The organism is Synechococcus sp. OH2 (genome assembly GCF_047462155.1).
Lineage (GTDB): Bacteria > Cyanobacteriota > Cyanobacteriia > Thermostichales > Thermostichaceae > Thermostichus.
This window is the reverse complement of sequence record NZ_JANSIR010000065.1, coordinates 1,118-5,340: the sequence shown is the minus strand read 5'-3', so window position 1 is coordinate 5,340 and position 4,223 is coordinate 1,118. Positions and strand designations below refer to the sequence as shown.

The window sequence follows — 4,223 nt, the reverse complement described above, 5'->3', positions numbered from 1 at the left end:
GGCACGGAGCTGTGGCGGGCGGAAGTGGCTCCTGACGGCAGCTTGGGAGAACCCCAGAAACTCGTTGGCGGCCCGGCTGAGTCCATTTTCCAACCCCAGTGGTCGCCGCAGGGGGAGCTTTACTTTGTTTCCGACCGCAGCGGCTGGTGGAACCTCTACCGCTGGGATCCCTCAGGGCCGATTCCCCTCTGTCCTATGGAAGCGGAGTTTGGGGAGCCCCAGTGGGTGTTTGGCCTGAGCACCTACGGCTTCTGTGGGGATGGGCAAATCCTGGCCATCTATCGACAAGAGGGGCTCTGCCACCTGGCGCTTTTGGATCCGCGTTCAGGACGGCGGCAGGAGCTCCCCATACCCTACACCGAGCTCCACAACCTCCAAGTTAGCGGCGAAAAAGCTGCCTTCCTGGCCGGATCCCCCAGCGAAGCCATGGCCTTGGTCTGTCTGGACTTACCTTCTGGCCAATTGGAGGTGGTGGCCCGTTCTAGCAGCGCGGCGGTGGATCCTGGTTACTTGTCGATCCCTGAGCCCATCACCTTTCCCACTTCTGGCGGGACAGTGGCCTACGGCTTCTTCTATCCTCCCAAGAACCGCGACTTTGTGGCCCCTGCCGGCGAAAAGCCGCCCCTGCTGGTGAAAAGTCACGGCGGGCCCACGGGGGCGACAGCAGCCGTGCTCGACCTGGGGATCCAGTACTGGACCAGCCGCGGGATTGCTGTTTTGGATGTCAACTACCGCGGCAGCAGCGGCTATGGACGGGCCTACCGGGAGGCCCTCAAGGGCCAATGGGGCCTTGTGGACGTGGAAGATTGCATTGCTGGAGCCCGATTCTTGGCCCAGCAGGGCCGGGTTGACGGCGAGCGATTGCTCATTCGCGGCAGCAGTGCCGGCGGCTACACGACCCTGGCAGCTTTGACGTTTCACAGGGTTTTCCGCGCCGGCGCCAGCTACTACGGCATCAGTGACCTAGAAGCGCTGGCCCGAGAAACTCACAAGTTTGAGTCCCACTACTTGGAGAGCTTAATTGGCCCCTACCCCCAACGGCAGGATCTCTACCGAGAGCGCTCTCCCCTCCACCACCTAGAGGGTCTCAACTGCCCGATCATTTTCTTTCAAGGCCTAGAGGACGCCATCGTTCCTCCCAACCAAGCGGAGAAGATGGTAGCTGCCCTGAAGGCCAAAGGGATCCCGGTGGCCTACGTGCCCTTTGAGGGAGAACAGCACGGCTTCCGCCAGGCGGCCAACCTCAAGCGGGCGCTGGAGGCAGAGCTTTACTTCCACGCCCAGATCCTGGGGTTTCCCCTGCCAGAGCCCCTCGAGCCAGTTCCCATCGCCAACTGGAGTCCTCCCTGCCCTGGCTCGGCGCCTCCCCGTTGGGTATCGTAGTCAAGGAGCTGGGGGAGGGAGGCATGGGGAGCCTAACCAGCAACCTCTGGAGGCAATGGGTGGCCGCGGCCTTAGCAGCAGGCGGAGTCCTAGGCGGTGCCCTCTGGGGCTTTTACACTTCTTCCTGGGCAGAACCCGTTGAGATGGCGGCGGTGCCGCCGGCATCCCCAAGCTCGACTTCTGGCGCTGCCTTTTTGCGCGCCTACAAAGCCCTCCAGGGCGGCCAAGCCCAAGCGGCCTTGGAGTCCTTACAAGGCTTGGAAGAGAAGCTGCCAGTTCTCACTGATGAAATTTGGAAGCTCAGGGCCCAGGCCTATGAAAAGCTGGGGGATCGAGAAACTGCCCGCCAGATCTGGTGGCCCAAGATCTTGCGGGAGTACCCCCACAGTCCTGTAGCCGCCTATGCCCTGTGGGGAATGGGCCAGGTGGAGCAACTGCGACGGCAATTTCCCACTCACCCCTTGACTGCTCGCGCCCTCCAGCACTTGCTGCAGCAGCATCCCGACCGCTACGACCTACTGCGGGATCTGGCCCAACATCACCCGCAAACCCCTGGGTTAACGCCCCTCTTGGATCGCTGGCGCCAAGCCCAGGAGGGAGCCCTCACAGCCTCCGACTGGCAGATCCTGGCCGATGCCTACTGGGAGCAGCGGGAGTACGGCAAAGCCGCCCGCGCCTACAAACACGCCCCTGCTACCCCCCAAAACCTCTACCGCCAGGGCCGCAGCCACCAGATCTCGCGGGAGTTTCCCCAGGCCAGGGCCGCCTACCAAGCGCTGCTGGCGCAATTTCCCGAGGCTGCCGAGGCCTCCCTCACCCAGCGTCGCCTGGCCGAGCTGAGCGACCTGCCGACAGCCCTTCAGTTGCTCCGACAGGTGGGATCCGGCTCGAATCCAGAGGCCCCAGAGGCCCTGCTCAGCCTCAGCCAGCTTTATGAGCGCAACGACAGCCCGCAGTCGGCCCAGGCGGTGCGGCAGACCCTTTGGGAGCGTTTCCCGGCCAGCGAAGCAGCGGCCAACGCCGCCTGGACGGTGGCTTGGCGCCAGGCGCAAGCGGGCAATCTCAGCCAAGCCATTGCTCTGGCCCAGCAGATTGGCTTGGCCCAGCAGGATACGGAAATGGGGGCGCAACTGCTCTACTGGGCAGGCAAATGGCGGGAACGCCTGGGGGATAGGGCGACGGCACGGCAAACCTATCAGCAGGTGCTGCAGCGATTCCCTCACACCTACCACGCCTGGCGGGCGGCGGTGCAACTGGGCTGGCCAGTAGGAGATTTCTCCAGCGGCCGCCAAAGGGTTGAGGTGGACTTTCAGCCGGTGCGCCAACCGTTGCCAGGGGTCTCTGAGGCCACGCAAACTTTGCATCTCATCGGCGCCAGCCAACTGGCCTGGGAGCGCTGGCAGGGGGAAACGGCCCTGCGGCAACGGGATCCGCGCCAGATGAGCGTGGCCGAGCGCTTTGCCAGCGGCATTTTGCGCAACAACGCTGGCGAGCACCTCCAGGGGATCAACCAGGTGGCTGCTTTGCGCTTCAGCGCCGAGCCTGACCCGCTGCTGCAGAGCTTGAGACAGCGCCAGGATTTCTGGCAGGCCGTCTACCCGCTGCACTACTACGCCGACCCGGAGAACACGTGGGAGGGAGATCCCTATGCCCGGCCTGGGCTGGCCTACTGGTCGCGGCAGTTTAACCTGAATTCCCTGATGGTGGCAGCCTTGATCCGCCAGGAATCCCGTTTTGAGCCGGAGATTGTCTCGGCCTCGGGAGCGCTGGGCTTGATGCAGGTGATGCCTGCCACCGGCCGCTGGATTGCCCAAAAAGTTAGTCTAGCCCAGTACAGCCTCACCAACCCTGCCGACAACCTGCGCCTGGGATGCTGGTACTTTGACTACACCCACCGCACCTATCAAGACAACACCCTGCTGGCCCTGGCCAGCTACAATGGCGGGCCTGGCAATGTCGCCAGATGGCTAAGCCGCTTCGGCTTTGAGGATCCCGATGAATTTGTGGAGCGGATCCCCTTTGCCGAAACCCGTGGCTATGTCAAGTCTGTCTTTGGCAACTACTGGAACTACTGGCAGCTCTACACCCCAGAGGGGCGCACCTTGGTCAGCCAGCGCCTCCGTCAGCGTCCTGGCTAACCAACTCCCTCGACTGCGGCTAGGATCGGTGCCGAGAAGAGGTCAGCCGTTCTCCCAGCAATTGCAGCGAGTAGGCTGCCAGCCCCAGGCCCACCATGACAAACATGAAGGTGATCAGGGAAACGGATCCCACCAGCAGGTAGCGCACCAGAATGCTGATCCCCCGCGCCAGGGATCCGCTTTCCAGGTCGATTGGCGGCAGCTTGGCCAGCATCGAGAGCAGCAATTGTAGGAACCCATAGCCCAAACTGGCAGCAAAGGCAGCCCCCACAAGGGCGTTGAGGGGATGGGAGGAGGACGGCATGGGGCAGCACCGGAAAACTCACCATTATTGTAGGCTCCAGGTACAATATGAGCGTTTGTTCTGAGAACAAAATGATGGGGAGCGGGTCTGAAGCAGTTTCCCACTATGAAGTGTTGGGGGTTTCGGTGCTGGCGACGGCAGCGGAGATCAAGTCTGCCTATCGCCGTCTGGTCAAGTACCACCACCCCGACAGCCTCCTGGCCAAAAAAGATCGGGCTGCCGCTGAGCGTATTCGCCAGATCAACGCTGCCTATGCGGTGCTTAAGGATCCGCAAGCCCGCCGCGAGTACGATCGGCAACTGCGCTCCAATTACGCCCCGCCCCGCCCCCAGCCCACTGGCTCCCCATCAGAGACGGTCAGCCAGGAGGCTATTGCCCGCGAAGCCTGGATTCGGCAG

General features: G+C 62.8%; 4 protein-coding genes. 3 read left to right on the top strand and 1 reads right to left on the bottom strand.

The genetic code is table 11. The features are described from left to right. Positions 1-1,383, top strand: a 1,383-nt coding sequence (locus NW835_RS05225) for a S9 family peptidase (protein WP_414414706.1), incomplete at its 5' end; no start/stop codon positions are given. Positions 1,384-1,406: 23 nt separating this feature from the next. Then, a complete protein-coding gene (locus NW835_RS05220; RefSeq protein WP_414414705.1) occupies positions 1,407-3,521 on the top strand; it encodes a transglycosylase SLT domain-containing protein in 2,115 nt (704 codons plus the stop codon). Positions 3,522-3,540: 19 nt separating this feature from the next. Here the strand turns inward: NW835_RS05220 and NW835_RS05215 are convergent, their stop codons facing one another. Further along, a complete protein-coding gene (locus NW835_RS05215) occupies positions 3,541-3,825 on the bottom strand; it encodes a DUF3082 domain-containing protein (protein ID WP_414372547.1) in 285 nt (94 codons plus the stop codon). Between the two features lie 47 nt (positions 3,826-3,872). On the opposite strand from NW835_RS05215, the gene NW835_RS05210 reads away from it, so the two are divergent. Beyond that, positions 3,873-4,223, top strand: a 351-nt coding sequence (locus tag NW835_RS05210; protein ID WP_414414704.1) for a J domain-containing protein, incomplete at its 3' end; no start/stop codon positions are given.